Annotated in this window: 17 protein-coding genes; 15 read left to right on the top strand and 2 right to left on the bottom strand. The window is 63.4% G+C overall.

What is annotated here, in order from left to right:
• The coding region (locus RLO07_RS11935) for a DUF222 domain-containing protein (RefSeq protein WP_462292378.1) at positions 1-759 on the bottom strand (759 nt) is incomplete at its 3' end.
• A gap of 277 nt (positions 760-1,036) precedes the next feature.
• Positions 1,037-1,693 carry a TetR/AcrR family transcriptional regulator gene (locus tag RLO07_RS11930; protein ID WP_462292377.1) on the bottom strand — a complete coding sequence of 219 codons (657 nt, stop codon included), beginning with the start codon at positions 1,691-1,693 and terminating at the stop codon, positions 1,037-1,039.
• 144 nt (positions 1,694-1,837) lie between these two features.
• Here RLO07_RS11930 and RLO07_RS11925 point away from each other — a divergent pair, with 144 nt between their 5' ends.
• From RLO07_RS11925 to RLO07_RS11855, 15 genes are all read left to right on the top strand, one after another.
• Positions 1,838-2,638 carry an SDR family NAD(P)-dependent oxidoreductase gene (locus RLO07_RS11925; protein ID WP_462292376.1) on the top strand — a complete coding sequence of 267 codons (801 nt, stop codon included), beginning with the start codon at positions 1,838-1,840 and terminating at the stop codon, positions 2,636-2,638.
• A complete protein-coding gene (locus RLO07_RS11920) occupies positions 2,635-3,066 on the top strand; it encodes a nuclear transport factor 2 family protein (RefSeq protein ID WP_462292375.1) in 432 nt (143 codons plus the stop codon). Before RLO07_RS11925 ends, RLO07_RS11920 begins: the two co-directional genes overlap by 4 nt.
• 12 nt (positions 3,067-3,078) lie before the next feature.
• Entirely contained in the window at positions 3,079-4,635 is a 1,557-nt protein-coding gene (locus RLO07_RS11915; RefSeq protein WP_462292374.1) for an AMP-binding protein, read from the top strand.
• Positions 4,632-5,090 carry an FAS1-like dehydratase domain-containing protein gene (locus tag RLO07_RS11910; RefSeq protein ID WP_462292373.1) on the top strand — a complete coding sequence of 153 codons (459 nt, stop codon included), beginning with the start codon at positions 4,632-4,634 and terminating at the stop codon, positions 5,088-5,090. Before RLO07_RS11915 ends, RLO07_RS11910 begins: the two co-directional genes overlap by 4 nt.
• A complete protein-coding gene (locus RLO07_RS11905; protein ID WP_462292372.1) occupies positions 5,090-5,524 on the top strand; it encodes a hotdog family protein in 435 nt (144 codons plus the stop codon). The genes RLO07_RS11910 and RLO07_RS11905 overlap by 1 nt, the downstream gene beginning before the upstream one ends.
• Positions 5,524-6,693: a thiolase C-terminal domain-containing protein gene (locus tag RLO07_RS11900; protein ID WP_462292371.1), complete on the top strand. Its 1,170-nt coding sequence runs from the start codon at positions 5,524-5,526 to the stop codon at positions 6,691-6,693. Before RLO07_RS11905 ends, RLO07_RS11900 begins: the two co-directional genes overlap by 1 nt.
• A gap of 1 nt (position 6,694) precedes the next feature.
• On the top strand, positions 6,695-7,096 hold the full coding sequence (locus tag RLO07_RS11895) for a Zn-ribbon domain-containing OB-fold protein (RefSeq protein WP_462292370.1): 402 nt from the start codon (positions 6,695-6,697) through the stop codon (positions 7,094-7,096).
• Between the two features lie 12 nt (positions 7,097-7,108).
• Positions 7,109-8,461, top strand: a complete 1,353-nt coding sequence (locus RLO07_RS11890) for an aromatic ring-hydroxylating oxygenase subunit alpha (protein ID WP_462292369.1) — start codon at positions 7,109-7,111, stop codon at positions 8,459-8,461.
• Between the two features lie 101 nt (positions 8,462-8,562).
• Positions 8,563-11,019, top strand: coding sequence for a TonB-dependent receptor (locus RLO07_RS11885; protein ID WP_462292368.1), 2,457 nt, complete (start codon positions 8,563-8,565; stop codon positions 11,017-11,019).
• Between the two features lie 83 nt (positions 11,020-11,102).
• The gene (locus RLO07_RS11880; protein ID WP_462292367.1) at positions 11,103-12,014 is read left to right on the top strand and encodes a glutathione S-transferase family protein; all 912 of its coding nucleotides are present in this window, start codon (positions 11,103-11,105) and stop codon (positions 12,012-12,014) included.
• Positions 12,011-13,861 carry an outer membrane protein assembly factor BamB family protein gene (locus RLO07_RS11875; protein WP_462292366.1) on the top strand — a complete coding sequence of 617 codons (1,851 nt, stop codon included), beginning with the start codon at positions 12,011-12,013 and terminating at the stop codon, positions 13,859-13,861. Before RLO07_RS11880 ends, RLO07_RS11875 begins: the two co-directional genes overlap by 4 nt.
• A gap of 133 nt (positions 13,862-13,994) precedes the next feature.
• On the top strand, positions 13,995-14,480 hold the full coding sequence (locus tag RLO07_RS11870; protein WP_462292365.1) for a nuclear transport factor 2 family protein: 486 nt from the start codon (positions 13,995-13,997) through the stop codon (positions 14,478-14,480).
• Between the two features lie 68 nt (positions 14,481-14,548).
• On the top strand, positions 14,549-16,837 hold the full coding sequence (locus RLO07_RS11865; protein WP_462292364.1) for a TonB-dependent receptor: 2,289 nt from the start codon (positions 14,549-14,551) through the stop codon (positions 16,835-16,837).
• A gap of 5 nt (positions 16,838-16,842) precedes the next feature.
• The gene (locus tag RLO07_RS11860; protein ID WP_462292363.1) at positions 16,843-17,430 is read left to right on the top strand and encodes a nuclear transport factor 2 family protein; all 588 of its coding nucleotides are present in this window, start codon (positions 16,843-16,845) and stop codon (positions 17,428-17,430) included.
• Between the two features lie 49 nt (positions 17,431-17,479).
• On the top strand, positions 17,480-18,316 hold the full coding sequence (locus RLO07_RS11855; protein WP_462292362.1) for an SDR family oxidoreductase: 837 nt from the start codon (positions 17,480-17,482) through the stop codon (positions 18,314-18,316).

Here is an 18,316-nt window from a genome sequence, read left to right as displayed (position 1 = left end):
TGCCAGGGGCCGGACCACAGCCTGCACGGCCTTGATGACCAGCTGCCCCTGCTCTGGCGGGAACTTGGCATGCATGACCCACATGCCCTCTTCGTCCTGGAACCAGTAGAGCTCCCGGGCCAGCTCGTGCAGGGCTTCGGTGTCCGGCGACGGCGCGGCCCCGTGCCCGGCGGCCTCATCCGCGAATCCGGCACCGGCTTCAGCCGCCAACCCGGCAGCGACACGCTCCGCTTCGTCAGCGGAACCGCCTGCCGGCGCGATCTCATCGGGCCCCCAGTCCAGCAACCCCACCAACACCGGATCCGCAACGGGCTCATACCGGCTCACCAGCCGCTCCAGATGCCCGGCACTGTTCTCCTCAGCCAGGTGCACCATGAATCCTTCGTTTTCAGGGGTGGCCACCCGGGTAATGGCGCGGACCTTGGAATAGGAGAGCTCGCCTTCGGAAAAGGCCTCATTGACCTCCGGCAGCACGGCCAGCTGCCGCGCCACCCGCACCTTCTCCCGCGCCGCACCCAGGGTGATACCGCAGTGGGCCACCAGCCAGTGGGCGCAGGAACGGAACGTGCCCTGCTCGCGCCAGCCACCACAGCGGTCAAACTCCGCAATCAGCCGCAGCAAGCGGTGATTTGCCGCATTCATCTGCGCCGAGAGCAGGGTAATTGCCTGCCCCAGCTGCGCCCCGGTCAGCCGCCGGGGCCAATCTTCCACAATCGCCGGTACGCCCATGACAAAGCCCTCAATACTGTATGGATACACAGTATTTTAGGCGCGCCGCAGCAAAACCCCAAGGACCGCGTTTCATCAAATACGGCCACCCTGCGCGGTGATGGACTTGCCCCCTCATGCCCGCACAGCGCGCCCCCGGGGGGTTTCCAATAGTGTCCCGGATCTGGTCAGCGCGATCGAAGGATACGCCGGTACAGACAGTGATTATCCCGGGGTTCCGGGCAGGGCGGCACAGGCCAAAGCCATCCTGTAGAAGGCCACCCGCGCCGGCAGCTGGTCGAATGTCAATACAGTGTGATGCGCTGCACTAGCGAGTGCCAGCGGTATCGAAACCGCACATCCTGTTCACGGTGTTCGTGAACAGGCGGTGGGCGCGCTCCAGGCTGATATCCTCGTCGAAATACACGGCGGAGCGCAGGCCTATCATCATCGAGTAGGCAATCTCCGCCGAGTCGCTGGCGTCGTCCAGCACCAGCGCGGGTGCGGCGCGGAAAATGTCCACCAGGTGCGCCTTGCAGCGGTTGTCGAAATCCGCCTTGGTGATGCGCAGGACGTCATCGTTTACCGCCGCCCCGAAACATTCCAGCATGAACCCGATTTCGAGTCGGGTGCTGGTTTCGCCCCGGAACCAGAAGTCCGCCAACAGCTGGACCTGCTGCTGTGGCGGGTGTTGCGAGAAGGACTCGATTTTCTCCAGAAACCGCACCGACACGTTGGCGAAATACTGCTCCAGGATCGCCTCCTTGCCGTTGAAGTAATACAGCAGGTGGCTGGCGGTCATGTCCGCTCCCTCGGCGATGTCGGCGAGGGTGGTCTTTACGTAGCCCTTGTTGATGATGCAGTCGTGGAGGGACTTGTAGATGCGCCGACGGCGCTTCTCGCCGCGGCCGTCGCGTCGCGGCGCCGGCCCGGCTTTCGTGGTCGAGGGGTTGTCGGCAGTTGCTTTCGCAGAGGGGGTTTTCATGGCGCAAAACTTTAGCAGCTAAGCCGGCTTCCGGTCATGTACTTTGTGTATAGAGGGTGCCCGAAATAAGTTGAACAATGTTCAAAGTGGGGCTATCATCCTGAATATAATTCAAAGGCTAACGATAAGATGCAGATAGCAGGCATGAACTTCGTGATTACGGGCGCGGGGGCTGGCATTGGCGCCGGCACCGCGCGTCTGGCGGCGAGTCATGGCGCCAGGGTGATGCTCTCGGACACCAACGACGGCAATGGTGAAGCGGTGGCTGAATCCATTCGCGCCGCCGGTGGCACGGCCTTCTACCAGCACTGTGATGTCAGCGATGAAGCCCAGGTACAGGCGCTGATGCAGGCGGCGGCGGAGCAGCTCGGTGGTATCGATGTGCTGCACAACAACGCCGGCATCCACGAAAGCATACTCGGTGGCGGACTGTCGCTGGAGCACATGAGCCGCGCCACCTTCGACAAGGTCATGGCGGTCAATGTCACCGGGGTCTGGCTCTGCGCCAAGTACGCGCTGCCCTGGCTGCGCCAGAGCGAACAGGCCTCGATTATCAATGCCGGCTCCACCAGCTCCATTGCCGGTTACCCCAACTGTGTCGCCTACGGCTCCAGCAAGGGCGCGGTGATGCAGATGACGAAGATGCTGGCGGTGGATCTCGCGGCCGATGGTATCCGGGTCAACTGTTACTGTCCCGGTTCCATCCATACCAAGATGGTCGACGATTTCCTCGCTGCCGCGCCGGACCAGAAAGCGATGCTCAACACCATGACCATGACCCACCTGATTCCGCGGATGGGCCAGCCGCAGGATGTCGCCGAGCTGGTGTGTTTTCTCGCCAGCCCCGCGGCCAGTTTCATCAACGGTGCCGTGTGGCTGATCGACGGGGGCTCCCTGGCCTGGCGCGGTACCCTGGACGTGCTTGGAATGGGAGACAGTGTATGACTGCCGAACTCGAAACAGGGGAAAAGCTCGCGATCCACGAACTGCTGTCCCGCGCCGCCTACGCGCTGGATGAGCGTGATGTAGAGATGCTTGCGGCCAGCTTTGCCGAGGATGCCGCTTTCAGCATGCGCATCGCCGGGGGCGACCTGATCGGTCCCTTCGAGACCCGCGACGGCATCATGCAGTTGATGACCGGTGCCATGGCCGAGCAGACCGACAAGCGCCGCCACGTGGTGTCGAATATCTTTTTTCCTGCGGATGCCGGTGCGGGGGAGGGTGTCGCCGTGGTGTCCAACCTGACCCTGTTCGCGACCGAGAATGGCGAGATCTCGCTGTTGTCGGCCGGTGTCTATCACGACCGCGTGGTCAAGCGCGAGAGTGGCTGGCAGTTGCTGCAGCGCCATCTTGATCTCGACAAGAGCTACTGACGGGGTCGCCGGGTGAATATAGGCAAGATTCCAGCGAAGACCGCGCGCCTGGCACCCGCCAGGGAGGCGTTGATCGATGTGCCGAACAATCGCCGCATGACCTACGGCGAACTGGATGAGCGCGTGCGCCGCCTGGGCAATGGGTTGGCAACGCAACTGGGCCTGGGCAAGGGCGAGCGGGTTGCCGTGCTGGCCAAGAACTGCATCGAGTACATGGAGGTCTATTTCGCCTGTGCGCGCATCGGCCTGATTGTGCAGCCGTTGAACTGGCGCCTGGGCGGGCCGGAATTGCTGAAGATTGCTGCCGGCGGTGAACCGCAGCTGCTGGTGTATTCCAGCGAGTATGCGGACATCGCGGCCACGCTGGCGGCCGACGCGGGCATTTCCCACTGTCTCGACTTTGGTGCGGGCAGCGACGGCAGCTACGACGCCTTGCTGGCCGCGGCCAGCGCCGAAGAACCGGCGCAGTCGGCTGCCGTTGGCGATGACGACCCGGTACTGATTCTCTACACCGGTGGCACCACCGGCGAATCCAAGGGTGCCCTGCACACCCACCGCTCCCTGTTCGCGGGCATGATCAACCAGACCGTGGCCGAGCGTATCGTGCCCTCGGACGTGTACATGCTCACCGGGCAGATGTTCCACATCCCGGTGGGGCTGGCAATGAACTACATGGCCCACGGCTGCCCACTGGTGTTGATCAACTTCGAGGCGAAGCTGGCACTGGAGGTCATCCAGCGCGAGCGTGTCTCGGCTTTCCTCGGCATTACCACCATGCTCAACTGGATGATGGCGGTGGACAACTTCGCCGACTATGACCTCAGCAGCCTGCGCAACATCCAGTACGGTGGCGGCCCCATGCCCCACAGTGTGGTCAAGGCGGCGCTGGAGGCGTTTCCCTGCACCCTGATCCAGGGTTACGGCCAGACCGAGGGCATGACCATGAGCTTCCTGTCCCAGGAAGACCACCTCGACGCCATCGCCGGTGTTCATCCCGAGCGTCTCAGTTCCTGCGGCCGGGAAGGTTTCATGACCAGCATCAAGCTGGTGGATGCCGACGGCAATACCGTGCCCCGGGACGGTAATACCCCCGGCGAGATCCTGGTGCAGTCCGAGGCCAACATGGTGGGCTACTGGCAGCGCCCGGACCTGACCGCGCAGACCCTGCGCGATGGCTGGATGTATACCGGGGACGTCGCGGTATGGGATGAGGACGGTTACATCTTTATCGTCGATCGCGCCAAGGACATGATCATCTCCGGCGGCGAGAACATCTACAGCACCCAGGTCGAGGCCGCGATCCACCAGCATCCGGCGGTACTCGAGTCTGCGGTGTTTGGCATCCCGGACGCCGAGTGGGGCGAGTCGGTGAAGGCCGTGGTGGTGCTCAAGCCCGGCATGACCGCGACCGAGGCCGAGATCATCGCCACCGCGAGCCAGCACCTGGCGTCCTACCAGAAGCCGCGCTCGGTGGATTTTGTCGACAGCCTGCCGAAAGCGCCCACCGGCAAGATTCTCAAGCGCGAGTTGCGCGACCCCTACTGGAGCACGGGAGAAAGAAACGTATGACCACGACGCTGCTCAGTGACGAGCTGCTCGCCAATATCGGGCGCCAGAGTGCGCCTCATCGCGAACTGGTGACCCGGCGGGACATCCGCAAGTACGCCATCGCTACCGGCAACCGCCAGCGCAAGTACCTGGATGGGGACCAGGCGCCGCCGATGTTCCACGTCGCCCTGTTCTGGGACGTGGTGGAGCTGGAAGCGCTGACGCCCGACGGGGTATCCATCGACACCCTGCTGCCCAGGTTCCCGCTGGAGCGGGCCATGGCCGGCGGTCTCAAGATCGACTATCTGCAGCCGGTCTATCCCGGGGACTGGCTCACCGCGACCCGTACCCTGGCCGACATCTACGAAAAACACGGCCGCTCCGGGCCGCTGATTTTCTACCAGGTGGACATGCAGATCGTCAACGACGCCGGCGAACCGGTGATTCGCGAACAAACCACGAGAATTCTGAGGTAATGGCTGTGTCACTGAGCGAAAGACTGCCGCGGGCGAATGTACAGGTGGGAGACGAACTGCCCGGGCGAGAACTCAAGCCCGACAATGTGCAGCTGTTCCTGTACAACGCGGCGCTGTGGAACGCACACCGGATTCATTTTGATTACCCCTATGCGACCGACGTCGAGGGCTATCCCGGGCTGGTCATCGCTGGCCCCATGCTCGGCGACTGGCTCAACCAGTGCGTGGAGGAGTGGCTCGGCGACGCCGGTCGCCTGGTCAGCATTGAGTACTCCAATCGCGCGGCGAGCTACATCGGCGAGACGCTGCACTCCGGCGGCAAGGTGATTGCCGTGGACCCGGCCAGCGGCGAAGTGCGGATCGACGTCTTTATCAAGAACGAGGCCGGTGAAGTCATCACTCCCGGTGTTGCCACCGCGGTGATGGGGGCCTGATGGACAGCCTGCGCGGCAAGGTCGCCATTGTGGGTGCCGCCGATACCCGGGTGGGCAGTGTCCCCGATGCCACCGCCACGGAGCTCTGTGTCGAGTCCATACTGCTGGCGCTGGCGGATGCCGGCCTGGACAAGACCCAGGTGGACGGCCTGGTGACCTGCAACAGCATGTCCCAGCCCATGCTCTACCACGCCGAGGCCATCGCCGAGTACCTGCAGATTTTCCCGCGCTACTGTTTTGCCGCCGGCGCCGGCGGTGGCACCACCTTCTCCGTGCTGCATCACGCCGCGTCGGCGATTGCCACCGGCATGGCCGAGACCGTCGTGATTGCGATGGCCGACAGCCTGCGCAGCGGTCTCAGCCGCGACCAGGCCATGCTCATGCAGTCCTCCACCGGGCACCCGCAGTATGAGCAGCCCTATGGGCCCACGGTACCCGCCTACTACGCGCTGATCGCGCAGGCCCACATGGCACAGTACGGCACCCTGCCGGAACACTTCGCCGCGGTGGCCGTGGCCTGCCGCGCCCACGCGGCGCGCAATCCGGCCGCGCAAAAGCGCGACCTGATCAGTGTCGACGACGTGCTTGGCTCGCGCATGATTGCCGACCCCCTGCACCTGCTGGACTGCTCGTTGGTGTCCGACGGCGGCGCCGCCATCGTGCTGACCTCCGCCGAGCGCGCCCGGGACTTTCCCCACGCGCCGGTCTACCTGCTGGGAATCGGTGAAGGACACAGCCACGAACACATCAGCCAGGCGCGCAGCCTCACGACCTCGGCCGCGGTCGAGTCCGGCCGCCGCGCCTACGCGATGGCTGGCCTGGGCCCCCGGGACATGGACTTCGCCCAGCTCTACGACTGTTTTACCCCGACGGTGCTGGTGGAACTGGAGGATCTCGGCTTCTGCGCCAAGGGCGAGGGCGGCGCGTTCATTGCCAGTGCCGGCATCGGCCCCGGCGGCGCGCTGCCGGTCAACACCCACGGCGGCCTGCTGTCCCACTGCCACCCGGGCAATCCCGGCTCCATGTTCGCGCTTACCGAGTCCGTCTGGCAGCTGCGCCACAGCGCGGGCCAGCGCCAGGTCGCCGACGCCGGCGTCGGCCTGCTGCACGCCCAGGGCGGCATCATGTCCAGCCACAGCACGCTGATTCTCGGCAGGGAGCTGGGCTGACATGGAAAAAATCCAGCCGACACCGGGAACCCTCGCAGAAAGCTTTATTGCCGGCTGCCGTGTGGGCGAACTGCGCCTCCAATGCTGCGATAGCTGCGGAACGTACCAGTTCTATCCGCGGATCATCTGTGCGGACTGCCACGGCCGTGATCTGTCCTGGGTCGCCGCCAGCGGGCGCGGCCAGATCAGCAGTTTTACCGTGGTGCGGCGGCCCATTTCGGCGGCCTATGAGGCGCCCTATGTGGTGGCCCTTGTCGCGCTGGAGGAGGGGCCGACCATGATGAGTCACATCGTTGCCTGTACACCGGAAGACGTCGCGGTGGGCCTGTCGGTCCGGGTTGATTTTGCGGCCTGGTCGGACAGTACAAGCCTGCCGGTATTTACACTCGCAAGCCGAGACTAGAGGAGACCAACCATGAATGCGAAAGGAATTCCTGTAGCAGTCATCAATCCGGATGCGCCCGCGGAGTCTCTGGAATCGAAGCAGCCAGAACTCGACAACGGCGTCGATATTGCCAGTAAGGAAGGCTACTTCAGCCGCGAGTACATGGCCCTGGAATGGGACAAGGTCTGGACCCGCAGCTGGCTGATTGCCGGCGTCGAGGCGGATATCCCCAGGGTGGGCGATTACTTCCTGTTCGCCATTGGCGACGAGTCGATCATCGTCACCCGCACGGAGGAAGGTGTGCGCGCCTTCTACAATGTCTGCAGCCACCGCGGCGCGCGCCTGGTGCAGGAGGAGCGCGGCAATCGCAAGGTCTTTGTCTGTCCCTTCCACAGCTGGAGTTTCAACAATACCGGGGAGCTGCGCCGCATCACCGACGAGGAGTATTTCAAGCCGGAAGTGATCGCCCACCGCCCCGGTCTCAAGCCGGTGGCCTGCGACACCCATGCGGGCATCGTGTTCATCAACATGGGTGCCGACCCGGGGCCGCTCAAGGAGGCGATCGGCCTGCCGGAAGGCTATCTCGAGGCCTATCGCCTGGACGAGATGAAAGTGGTGCGCCACGTCCGCAGTGAGTGGGGTGCGAACTGGAAAGTGGGCGTGGAGGCCTTCTACGAGAGTTATCACCTGCACGCGGTGCATCCCGAGACCCGCGGGGTCATGGGTGACCTGAACGTGCAGTACGATCTGTACCCGAACGGCGCCAGTCGCATGATCGTGCCGCTGGGGCAGCCCAGCCCGCGCATCCACGACCAAACCACCGTGAATGAAGGTTTGAAGATGATGCTGGAGGATGCCGGTATTGATTCCTCGGGCTTTGACGGCACCGCCGCCGATGTGCGCCGCGCGATCCAGGAGGGCAAGCGTGCCCGGGCACAGCGGCTGGGCCTGGAGTACGACCGCTTTGTCGATGGCCAGTTGTCGGACAGCTGGGCCACGGGGATATTCCCCAATGTGCAGATCGGCTGCCATCCGGAAGCGGTGTTCCTGATGCGCTTCCTGCCCCACGAGACGGATCCGGAGCGCTTCTACTACGACACCATGACCCTGATCTTCCCGGTGGCGGACGGCAGCTACAAACCCCCGGCCTGGATGGGTCTGCCGGAGGGCACGGACACCAGCGGCAAGGTGCGCCCGGCCACGGAGCATTACGGCATCGAAGAGGACGCGAACCTGGGGCTGGTGTTGAGCCAGGATTCGTCCCTGTTGCCGATAGTGCAGCAGGGTATGCGCTCGCGGGGCTTTGATGGCCAGCTCTGGAGTGAGCAGGAGCAGCGCCTGCGGCACTTCCATGTGGAACTGGAGCGCAGGCTGGCGAGGTAGCAGGCAAGGGCAACAGGGCAGAACCGCCCCGGGGTCGCAAGCCCCGCGACGGTAACCGCCGGAAAATTCAAACCAATAACCAAGTTCAGGAGTACGTCATAATGATAAACAGCAAGAGTGATCCAAAGCGCCGCTTTACCGCCAGGGCGCTGCCGCTGGCACTGGCCATGGCCAGTACGCCGATGCTGAGTGGTGTGCCGTTGACGGCCATGGCGCAACTGGAGGAGGTGCTGGTTACCGCCAACCGCCGTACCGAAACCGACATCCAGACCACGGCTGTATCGGTCAGTGCCATCACCAGCAACGATATCAACCAGCTGACGCCGCGCGATCTCGGCGACATCGCCAGCCTGGTACCGAACTTTTCCGCGGCCAAGCCGGCGGGCTTCAACGCCGCCTCCTTCGCCATGCGCGGTGTCGGCCAGACCTCCATCATCGTCTACCAGGACCCACAGGTCGGCGTCACCGTCGACGACTTCGTGATCCCGCATATCCAGTCGCAGTTGCTGGAGATGTTCGACATCGACCAGATCGAAGTGCTGCGCGGCCCCCAGGGCACCCTGTTCGGCAAGAACACCACCGGCGGCGTGGTCAACGTCAAGACCAAGCGCCCGGTGCTGGGCGAGAACTCGCTGGAATTGCAGGGCAAGGTGGAGAATTTTGGTCGCTTTGAAACCCGTGTTGCCGGCAACCTGGCAGTCACCGATACCCTGGCCCTGCGAGCGTCCGGCCTGTACATGGAGTCCGACGGCTACTGGCGCAACAACGCCGAGTACGGTCCGGTCACCGCCTTTGATCCCACCCACCCGGCGCTGGGCACTACCGGCCGCGGCGACGGCAGCAAGCTGGGCGGTGATGATTCGATCTCCGCGCGCTTCAAGGCGCTGTGGGAGCCCACCCCCAATTTCACCGCCGTCGCCCAGTACGAGATCATCCGCGACAACGGTGATTCGCCACCGGTGGCCAACGGTACGCCCCCCGGCGCACCGCTGGTATTCAACTTCCTCGGTCTCACCTCCGATCCCGGCGGCGACCAGGTGAAGAAAGCCGGCATCACCAACCGTGACGACCTGCTGCTGAACATGTCTGATGGTCACCAGGTGGACATCGACGGCTACTACCTGAACATGGACTGGCAGCTGGACAACTACACCCTGAGTTCAGTGACCGGCCTGCGCAAGCAGGAAAGCCAGCTGCCCTCGACCTACACCGGCGAAGTCGGCCCCGGTGGCTCCCTGTTTGACGCCAACCGCGTCGATGACCGGGAAACCTTCCAGCAGGAACTGCGCCTCGCCTCCAATCTGGACGGCCCCTTCAACTATGTCGTCGGCGGCTTCTACCAGGAAGACGACACCACCTTCTGCGTGGTGCAGGTACTCGGCTTCCTTGACCTGCTGGGCCTGGGTAGCGAGTTCTTCGGCGACCCCACCTGGTGGGACAACAACCCCCAGATTCTCTGTAACGAACAGGAGGCGGAGAACTGGGCAGTGTTCGTGGATGGCAGCTACGATCTCGACGACAAGTGGACGGTCTCGGCCGGCTTCCGCTATACCAACGAGAAAAAGTCCTGGACCGGTCGCAACCAGGTATTTTTCCAGCAGCTCACCGGTGGCTTCGACCCCAACCTGACCTGGCGCAACTTCAACTCGCCGCTGGATGCCGCTGACTTCAATCGCTATTCCGACGGCGTGTTCAGCGATGACGAAACCTGGAAAGAGCCGACCTGGCGGGTGACTGTCAGCCACACCTTCTCCGACGATCTGTTCGCCTATTTCAATTATTCCCGCGGCTTCAAGAGCGGTGCCTACAACGACCAGACCGGTACCTCCGGCTCGCCGATCACCGCCGCCTCGGCTGCACCGACGGATCCGGAAATCGCCGACTCCCTGGAGCTGGGCTTCAAGGGCGAGTTCCTGGACCGCCGCCTGCGTCTGAACATGGCCACCTTCTACGTGGAGTATTCGGATGCCCAGCGCGATCTGGTGGCGGTGTTCGACAACCCGTTCGGCGGCAGCTTTCAGGAGACCCGCTTCTTCAACGCGGCGGACCTGACCTCCTACGGTCTGGAACTGGAGATGACGGCGGCACTCACTGACAACTTCACCCTGCGTGGCAACCTCGGTTATCTCAACAGCGAGTACGACGAATTCCTCGCCGATACCAATTTCGACGGCGAGATCAACGTCGACCTCAGCGACGAGGACGTCAACCGGGCGCCGGAGTGGCAATGGAGCCTGGACGCCATCTACAACCACAACTTCCTCAATGGCGATCTGACCTGGGTGGCCGGGTTGACCTACGAGGACGAGGCGATCTTTGTCTATTCCAACGTCGCGCCCGAGTATCACGGCATGACCGATGACCGCACCCTGGTCAACGCCAGTGTCACCTACAACAGTGCCGATGAGCGGTTCTTTGCGCGCCTTTATGGTCGCAACCTGACCGACGAGGAGTACCGGGTGGGTGAACTGCCGGTGGCGGACCTGTGGACCATGACCTACTACGGCCAGCCGCGCTCCTATGGCCTGGAAGTGGGCATGAAGTTCGGCGGCAACTGAGTCGCATCTGCGATGCTTGAGGGCCGGCTTTGTCGGCCCTTTTTTTGCTGACGCAACCACAGCGCAGGGGAGGGCAGTGCCTGATGGACTGTATTCTGCACCATTTCGATATTTCACCCTTTGCCGAAAAGGTCCGCCTGGTCTTTGGGCTCAAGGGCCTGGCCTGGCAGTCGGTACAGATTCCGGTGGTCATGCCGAAGCCGGATCTGGTCGCACTGACGGGCGGCTATCGCAAGACGCCGGTGCTGCAGATCGGCGCCGATATCTATTGTGATACCCAGCGCATTGCCGTTGAGCTGGAGCAGCGCTATCCCGCCAGGACCCTGTTCCCGCAGGGCAGCAAGGGTTTGTGCCTGGCGTTGGCGAACTGGAGCGACGCGGCCTTTTTCCAGCCGGGCGCGGGCCTGTCCATGGGTACCAATGCCGATCTGCCGGAGGCGATTCTCAGGGACCGCCGCGAGTTCTTCAACTTCATTGATTTCGCCGCGCTGCCCGACGAATTGCCGCACCTGTATGCACGCTTCAAGGCGCAGCTGCAGCTGCTGGAAACCATGCTCGCGGATGGTCGCGACTACCTGCTGGGTGGGCAACCCTCGTGGGCAGACATCCTCGGCTACTTCCCGGTCTGGATGTGCCGGGGCAATATCCGCGGCGGCGACACCCTGCTGGCGGCGTTCCCCCGCGTGCTGGCCTGGGAGCCGCGCATAGCCGGCTTGGGCCACGGTGAACGCAGTGAGCTTGATGCGGAGGCAGCGCTGGCCAGTGCCCGGGAGCAGCACTCCATTGCCGAGGTGCTGGTGCTCGGAGAGGCGGTGCCCGGCCTGGCCGCCGGCATGCCGGTGGCGGTGACGCCGGAGGATTACGGGGCGGTGCCCGTCGCGGGAGAGCTGGTGAGGCTTACCCACGAGGACATCGCCGTACGTCGTACAGACCCCCGTGCGGGTGAAGTGGTGGTGCACTTCCCCCGTGTGGGCTATCGCGTGGAGAAAGCATGATGAACTATTTCCGGGGTATTCTGGCCTTGCTGATGGCAGCGGGCAGTACTTTGGCCGGCGCTGCAGCGGACACGGCACCAGAGCGCAATGGCGCGGCTCTCTATCAGCAATATTGCGCCAGCTGCCACGAGGGCGGCGTCGCCAAGGCGCCCCAGTTCAGTCTGCTGGAGATCATGCCGCCGAGCTCCATCCTGCGTGCGATGCAGGGTGGGGTCATGCAGACCCAGGCGGCGGACATGACCGCTGTCGAGCAACAGCGGTTGGCGGAATACCTGTCCGGGCGAACCCTGGCTGAGGCGCACATGCAAAGCACGGCGCCCATGTGCAGCGCGGAGCGGGCGCAATTCGACTTTGCGGCGCGCCCGGATACCAGAGGCTGGGGAGTCGATCCCGGTAACCAGCGCTTCTACAGCAGTGACCTGGCCGGGGTAACGGCGGCGAATATCGGTGAGCTGGAGCTGAAATGGGCCTTTGCGTTCCCGGGCGCGCTGCGGGCCAGGTCGCAGCCCGCGATTGCCGGCGGCGCCCTGTTCGTCGGCAGCCAGGACGGTACGGTCTACGCCCTGGACCGGGAAACCGGCTGCATCCGCTGGCGCTTTGCCACCGTTGCCGAAGTGCGCAACGGTATTGTCGTCGCGGACTGGCAGCAGGGCGCCACGGCGGCGCCGCTGCTGTATTTTGGCGACCTGGTGGGGAACGTCTACGCACTCAATGCGGTGACCGGGGAACTGGCCTGGCGCGACCGGCCGGATGACCATCCCAGCCTGACCCTGACGGCTTCACCGGCAGTGCGCGGTGACCGTTTGTACGTGCCGCTGTCATCACTGGAGGTGACCGCGGCAGCGGATCCGGGCTACGCCTGCTGTACCTTCCGCGGCGGCGTGGCGGTCTACAATGCCAAAACCGGAGAAAAACTGCACACCAGTTACACCATCGCAGAGAAGCCGGTCGTGGTGGGCAAGAACGCGGTGGGCACGGAGCGCATGGCACCCTCGGGGTCGCCAGTGTGGAACACACCGGCCCTGGATCCGGCTCGCGGGGTCATGTATGTCGGTACGGGTGAAAATTATTCCTCCCCCGCCAATGACACCAGCGACGCGATTCTTGCACTCAGTCTCGAGGACGGCGCCATCGTCTGGAGCCAGCAGATGACCGAGGGGGATGTCTGGAACATGGGTTGTGAAACCGAACAGCGCGTCAACTGTCCGCCCGAGGATGGCCCCGACTACGACTTTGGCGCGGCGACTATCCTGGCGACTACCTCAGAGGGGCGCGACTTGGTGCTGGCGGGACAGAAGTCCGGCGAGGTCTTTGCTCTGGATCCCGACAAGGGCGGGGAGATTGTCTGGCGCAGGAAGCTGGGGCGCGGTGGCATCCAGGGCGGCGTCCACTTCGGCATGGCGCTGGACGGCGATGTTCTCTATGTGCCGATGTCGGATTTCGACGGCGGTCCGCGCTGGCCGGGGGAGATGTTTCCCGGCATGTTCGCGGTCGATATCCGTACCGGAGAAGTGTTGTGGTACAACCGCACCGTGGATATCTGCGACGGTCGCGAGTTCTGCCAGCCGGGCCTGTCTGCCGCGACCTCCGCGATCGAGGGTGCGGTGGTTGCCGGCGGCATGGACGGAATGCTGCGCGCCTACCGCAAGGCTGACGGCAAGGTGCTGTGGTCCTTCGACAGCGTGCGCGAGTACCAGACCACCGATGGCGGCAGCGCCACCGGCGGCTCCTTTGGCGGCGCCGCCGGGCCGGTGTTCAGTGACGGCATGATGTTCGTCAATTCAGGCTACGGCATCTACTTCCACATGCCGGGGAATGTGCTGCTGGCGTTTGGACTCCGGGAGTAAGCCCCGGGATGGCTTGACTCCCTCCGAAATTTCTCTACACTTGCTAGACGCAAACAAGCGAACGCGGTTACCATTGGGCTGCCGCGATTCGCTGCGGCTATATTAACGATAATAGTGGTATGAGGTGTGAAGGATGGCTGACGACAGCGCGACGCTGGCGGCCCTGGTGGCACGGATAGACGAACTCGAGAGTCGGCAGGCGATCATCGACCTGACGTCGGACTACTGCCACGGCTTCGACAAGCGTGATTTCGACCGCTTCCTGGCAATCTGGAGCAAGGATTGCGTCTGGAATATCGGCCCCCCCTTTGGCTCTTTCAGCGGCCACGACGGTATCCGCGAGGCAGTGCAGGATGTTCTCTGGCCCGCCTGGCAGGAGTCACATCACCTTTCGACCAACCACGTCATCCGCTTCCAGGATGCTGACAACGCCACCTGTGTCTGTGATGTGGACTGCGTGGGTACGCTGACCGGAGATACCGATTGCCAAATCGTCGGGGCGACCTACACCGACACCGTGCGACGGCAGGACGGGCGTTGGAAGATCATCCAGCGCGACGTCAAGATTCACTATTTCAATCCCATACTCGGAGTGCCACTGCAGGCGCCGCAGGGCTGAACCCGGCCCTGGGACCGTAAACCGCAATTCGCAGATAACTATTAACTACATCGTCGAGGAGACGCCCCATGAAAACACAACGCAACATCATGTTTGCCGCCATCGCCGCGGCTTCGGTCGGCCTCTCGGTCCCGACCGTGGTCAATGCCCAGGCCGGTGTGCTGGAAGAGATCACCGTGACCGCCCGCAAGCGTGAGGAAAGCATGCAGGACGTGGGCCTCGCGGTTAGCGCGCTGAGCGAGACGGAAATCCAGCGCCAGTTCGCGCGCGATATCCAGGACCTGGCCAACATCGCGCCCAACGTCATCATTGATGACACCGGCCAGGGCCCCGGCGGCACCGCGGCCATTTTTATCCGTGGTGTTGGCGTCGCAGACCTGGAGAAAAACTTCGATCCGGCAGTCGGCGTCAGCGTCGATGGTGTATTCATCGGCTCCACCGCCGGCGCCCTGATGCGCGGGATCGACATTGCCAGCGTGGAAGTGTTGCGCGGCCCCCAGGGCACCCTGTTCGGTCGCAACACCGTGGGTGGGATCATCAATATCACCCGCTCCCAGCCCACCGGTGAGCTCGGCGGCCGCTTCCGTGCCGGCGTTGAAAACTACGACACCTGGTACCTGGATGGCGTATTCAACTTTGCAGTGACTGATGACCTCGCAGTCAAGCTGACGGCGTCCAAGCGCGATCAGGGCGAAGGTTATTACGACAACGTCACCCGTCGCGGTGATCAGGGTCGTCAGGACTATGAGCAGCTGGGAGCCAACTTCCTCTGGACTGCAACTGACACGCTGGAGCTGGAGTACTCCTATATCCGCGAGCGCCTGGACCAGGATACGCCGGCGCTGGTCAACGCCACGCGCCCGGATCAGGCCTTCTGTATATTTTACAACTACTGTTCGCCTAACAACGATACAACGATCACCGGTGACCGCAACGGCGTTGCCGGTGGTGGCGGTGAGCCAGCCCCGGCGCCGGGCCTCGTGACGAACGTGACGCTGCGCGATGATCTCAACGACAATTTCATGGAAGCGTTCTTTGACACTGACACCCATATTGTGGAGGCGCGCTGGGAAATCAGTGACGCGCTGCGCTTTGACTACATTTTCGGCCGCTGGGAATCCGATGAAGATAGCCTCCAGGACTGGGACGGAACCCCGGACCTGCTCTATCACACTCGCCGTCCGGGCGAGTTCAAGCAGGATAGCCACGAATTGCGCCTGACCTGGGATGATGGCGGTGCCTTCAGCATGGTCGGCGGCCTGTTCTTCTGGGATTCCGAGTACGAGAGCCGCATGCGCTCCTATATCGGCTTCCTTGATCTTGCCAATGGTGCCCCCAACGATCCGGGCTTCACCAGCCTGATTGCGGATATCCCGCAAACCACCCGGCAGACGACCGAGTCCATTGCGGGGTTCTTCGAGGCGGACTATCGCTTCACCGACAAGTTGACGCTGACCCTGGGTGGTCGTTACACCGAGGACGAGAAGACCTCCGAGCAATATGGCGAAGTGTTCACCGTAGCCGACGGGCGCACCAGTCACCCCGAGGAAAAGTGGGATGAGTTTACACCCAAGGTGGGTCTGCGCTATGCGCTGGATGACAACATCATGCTGTACGCCACCTACTCCCGCGGGTACCGCGCGGGCGGTTTCAACGGCCGTGTCGCCAGCGTTGTGGAGGCCTTCCAGCCTTATGACCCGGAGACCATCGACAACTATGAAATCGGTATCAAGTCTGAGCTGTTGGATCGTCGCCTGCGTCTGAACGCGACCGTGTTCAACATGGACTACAAGGACAAGCAGGAAGAACTGCAGCTGCCGTCCAATGAGACCGATACTGGCCAGAAGACCGTGGTAGCCAATCCCTCGACGGCGACCATCCGGGGCATCGAGGTGGAAGCCATGGCCTATCTGAACGAAAACTTCAGCCTACGCGCCAACCTGGGTTACCTGGATTCGTCATACGATGATTTCGTATTTCAGGACGCCGAGGGTTCGATTGTCGACTTCAGCGGCCTCGAGTTCCGCCGGGCTCCCGACTATACCGGCACCATCGATGCCACCTATGAGTGGGATGTGGCCGGCGGTAATGCCTGGGTCCGCGGTTCCTATCGCTACATTGGCGAGCACCACACCAGTGTCACCAACAACGAAGAATTGAAGAACGATTCTCAGGGTCTGGTCGATGCCTCCGTCAACTACTCCATCAACAACCTGCAGTTCAGCCTGTTTGGCCGCAACCTGACGGATGAAGATGGCTATACCCACGGCTACGAAGTGGCGGGCCTCTGGTCCTACGCCGCCACCCGTCCGCCGCGCACCTACGGCCTGGAAGTGGTCTACAACTTCAACAACTGATCCTCATGGCTGACATGAACGACCAGTCGCAGGTACTGCTGGCGAAGCAGGCGATCACGGAAGTGATCGTCCGCTACGCCCGCGCCCTGGATCGGCTGGATGAGACACTGCTGCGCAGCGTCTTTCATCCGGACGCCGTGCATCATCACTTCTATCAGGGGCCTTCCTCGGCCCCTGACGCTCCCCGGCCCGCCGACGGCGGCCCGCGGGATTTCGTGGAATTCGCGCTGGGGGTGCTTGCGACCCACACCCGCACCCACCACCAGCTCGGCAACACCCTCATAGAACTCACCTCCGCCGACCACGCCGTGGCGGAAACCTACTTCACTGCCTACCACCGGATGCGCCCTCGGGGCGACCCCAAAGCGGCGCCCAATGCCTGCGATACCGAGATGGACTACTTTGTCGGCGGCCGTTACCTGGATCACTTTGCCTGCCGCAACGGCGAGTGGCGCATCACCCGGCGCACCGGCATGACCGACTGGACCCGCCTGGAACCTCCGAGCAGCCAGGGCTTTGACGACATTGCCGCGGAGACCATCGGCCGGCGTTATCCGGACGACCTGCTCTACCATTGGGCCGGCAGGGACTGAGACCAACCCGGCCGGGGCTCCCCCGGCCATTTTCGACAAGGAGACAAGCATGCGCTTGCAAGACAAGGTGGCCCTGATTACCGGCGCTGCCAGCGGTATTGGTGCGTCCACGGTGGCGCGGTTCATCGCCGAGGGCTGCAAGGTCTGCCTCTGCGACATCCAGGACGAGGCAGGCGAGGCACTGGCGGCCAGCTACGGTGACCAGGCCATCTACGTGCACTGCAACATCACCGATGAAGACAGTGTCAGCGCGGCGGTGGACGCGGCGGTCAGTCGCTTCGGCAGGCTCGACATCCTGTTCAACAGCGCCGGCATTGTCGGTGCGGTGGGGCCGGTTGCCACCACTCCCGGAGCCGAGTGGCGCTTCAGCATTGATGTGCTGCTGAACGGGGCCTTCTACTGCCTGAAGCACGCGGCGCGGGTCATGGTGCCGCAGGGCTCCGGTTCCATCATCAACATGGCCAGCACCGCCGGCCTCATGGGTGGCCTGGGGCCGCATGCCTATACCGCGGCCAAGCACGGCGTGGTGGGCTTGACCAAGAATGTCGCAGCGGAATTGGCTGGCAGCACCGTGCGGGTGAATGCGATTGCCGCGGCTTCCATGGCCACGCCGATGGTGGCCAATGTGCTAACCGGCGACCCCGGCGATATCGAAGGCGCCAAGGCGATCCTGGCCGAGGCCTCACCGTTGCGTGGCCGCCCGGGCCTGGCGGAGGATGTAGCCAACGCGGCCCTGTGGCTGGCCAGTGATGAGTCCGGCTACACCACCGGCCACACCCTGACCACGGATGCGGGCTTTACCGTGGGGGCAACGGCCGCCGGTCCGGCCTTCGCGGAGTACCAGCCGATGATCCGCGAAGCAGGCAGGTCAGGCTTGCCGGAGTAG

The organism is Haliea sp. (assembly GCF_040221975.1).
Taxonomy (GTDB): Bacteria; Pseudomonadota; Gammaproteobacteria; order Pseudomonadales; family Halieaceae; genus Haliea.
This window is presented reverse-complemented; position numbering and strand designations above follow the sequence as displayed.